General features: G+C 37.6%; 2 protein-coding genes and 2 pseudogenes. 2 read left to right on the top strand and 2 right to left on the bottom strand.

The features are described from left to right. Positions 1 to 212: integrase core domain-containing protein (locus tag J678_RS22705; RefSeq protein ID WP_032027550.1), on the top strand; the 212-nt coding region annotated here is incomplete at its 5' end. Between the two features lie 115 nt (positions 213 to 327). Here the strand turns inward: J678_RS22705 and chrA are convergent. After that, positions 328 to 1,749 (bottom strand): chromate efflux transporter, encoded by a 1,422-nt coding sequence (gene chrA, locus J678_RS22700; RefSeq protein ID WP_002040866.1) that lies wholly within the window; start codon positions 1,747 to 1,749, stop codon positions 328 to 330. Positions 1,750 to 1,795: 46 nt separating this feature from the next. Beyond that, a pseudogene (locus tag J678_RS22695) lies at positions 1,796 to 2,041 on the bottom strand (chromate resistance protein ChrB domain-containing protein); the annotation flags it as partial. Between the two features lie 74 nt (positions 2,042 to 2,115). Between J678_RS22695 and J678_RS22690 the strand changes: the two are divergent. After that, a pseudogene (locus J678_RS22690) lies at positions 2,116 to 2,343 on the top strand (IS3 family transposase); the annotation flags it as partial.

Genomic DNA, 2,343 nt, shown 5'->3' with positions numbered 1-2,343 from the left:
GGGTTGATAATGTGATGGTTGAACGATTATGGCGGAGCGTTAAATATGAAGAGGTGTATCTCAAAGCCTACAGCAATGTTTTGGATGCGAAGAAGCAATTAAACGCATATTTTGAATTTTATAATTTGAAACGACCTCATTCGAGTCTGGACAAAATGACTCCAGATGAGTTTTACTATGACCAGCTACCACAACAAAATAAGGTAGCTTAACTAGAGCAGAGTATCACTTATAAATAAGCTTTTAGTTGTTCAAACATGTGGGACCACCTCTGTTTTAGTTGGACAAATAAGTCCAACTAAAACATTTTTATATAGTTATAAGTGATTAGCCGCTTATCCCGAAAAAGTGAAGAATAATTCCTATAGCGCAGCAACCAGCTAAAGTAGTCATCATTCCAAGTTTGAAACGGAATAAAGCAAGCATAGCTATGATTGATAACATTAGTGACCATGGGTTAATGCTGGATAAAACTGGAACTTGTAAAACCATTCCATATTTATGAATTACATTAACTTCAGCAAATAATGTATGTAATGCAAACCACACTGATAGATTAAGGATCACTCCAACAACAGCTGCTGTAATTGTCGAAAGTATGGCATTTAAAGCCTTATTATTTCTTAATGCTTCAATATATGGAGCACCAATAAAAATGAATAGAAAAGAGGGTACAAATGTTACCCATTTCGCTAATATACCTCCAAGAGTACCAGCCAAGGCAGGATTCAATGATCCTGGGTCTCGATACGCTGCCATAAAGCCTACAAACTGAACTACACTAATCAGGGGGCCAGGGGTGGTTTCAGCCATACCAAGTCCGATCAGCATTTCACTAGGTTTAAGCCAATGGAAGTTTTCGACGGCTTGCTGTGCAACATAAGATAAAATTGCATAAGCACCACCAAACGTAAGTACGGACATTTTGCTGAAGAATAGAGCGATATGCGTATAAACATTATCTTTGCCCATTAAAGTAATAAAAGCTATAAGTGGGCCGAGCCATAAGACCAAACCAATGAGAGTAATTTTTAGAGCTCTTGTATGGGAAGGTTGTACATGCTCTGGGATCTGCTTAGCAAAAGCAGCATCAATAGCTGCTAATGAAGCATTAGAGCTATTAGCGTCAGAATGAGATGAGGAGGCGTTAAATGCTTTACTTCCACTTTTATTTCCGATGTAACCGATAAGCGCAGCAACTAAAATAATAAATGGAAAAGGCAAAGCAAAGATAAAGATGCCGATAAATGACAAGATAGCGACAATGACCATCACCTTGTTTTTTAAGGCTCGACGACCTACACGCATGACAGCTTCAAGAACTACTGCAAGTACGGCTGCTTTTAATCCAAAGAATAATGCTTGAACAATACTAATCTGACCATAACTTGCATAAATCCAGCTTAGTATTCCTAATGCAAGTAGACCCGGTAAAATAAAGAGAGTACCCGCAACGAGTCCGCCACGTGTTCGGTGTAATAACCAACCTATGTATACAGCCAACTTATGTGCTTCAGGACCAGGAACAAGTGTACAGTAATTTAAGGCATGTAAAAAACGCGTTTCACTAATCCATTGTTTCTCTTCAACTAAAATTTTATGCATTACTGCGATTTGCCCCGCAGGTCCACCAAAGCTAAGCGCAGCTACTTTAAGCCATACCCAAAAAGCTTCACGAAATGAAACACCATGAAGTTCATGTGGGGGAATGCTTTCAGCTAAAGCAGTGGAATCTTCATTTGTATTCATTGCTATTTCACCTAAATTTTTGAAATTTAAAAAGTATTTGATGCGTTTAATCATTCAGTACAGAGCTATTTTTATTAAAGCTAGACAATAGGCCATTAAAGATTGCATTTGATGCGACTAATAATTGGTCATCATCTGTAATGTTTTCATGTATTCCTGCAAAGACGGTTTCTATGCCTGAAGCTTCGGGTGGCTCAACCCCGCCAATATCAAGATAGTGGACAATCTCTGCAATTTTTTTCAAAGCAGGTGTTTCTAAATTAAAACTATGTAAAAGAACTTCGAAGGTAAGAGGTGGATCAGGAAATTTGAACAACACTTATAAGTGATATTTTGCTCCCCAAATGATGTTATAAACATCAATATATGGAGTATTTTATGGCACGTAGACCAAGAAGAAATCATTCAAATGATTTTAAAGCTAAGGTAGCACTTGCTGCGATTAAAGCAGAAAAAACACTTGCTGAATTGAGTGCTGAATTTGATGTTCATCAAAACCAAATTATCGACTGGAAAAATCAACTGATTTCAGCTTCCTCGCAAGCTTTCGATCAATCAAAAGCTCCAACAGAACCACCCATCGATCTAAAAAAA

Origin of the sequence: Acinetobacter sp. 1424608, assembly GCF_000588255.1 — a bacterium.
Lineage (GTDB): Bacteria > Pseudomonadota > Gammaproteobacteria > Pseudomonadales > Moraxellaceae > Acinetobacter > Acinetobacter nosocomialis.
Note: the sequence above shows the minus strand (reverse complement) of the source record. Positions and strands in the feature narration are given on the sequence as shown.

Excerpts from the sequence above, each read along its gene's own strand:
- chrA (WP_002040866.1), bottom strand. The coding sequence starts at position 1,749 with ATGAATACAAATGAAGATTCCACTGCTTTAGCTGAAAGCATTCCCCCA.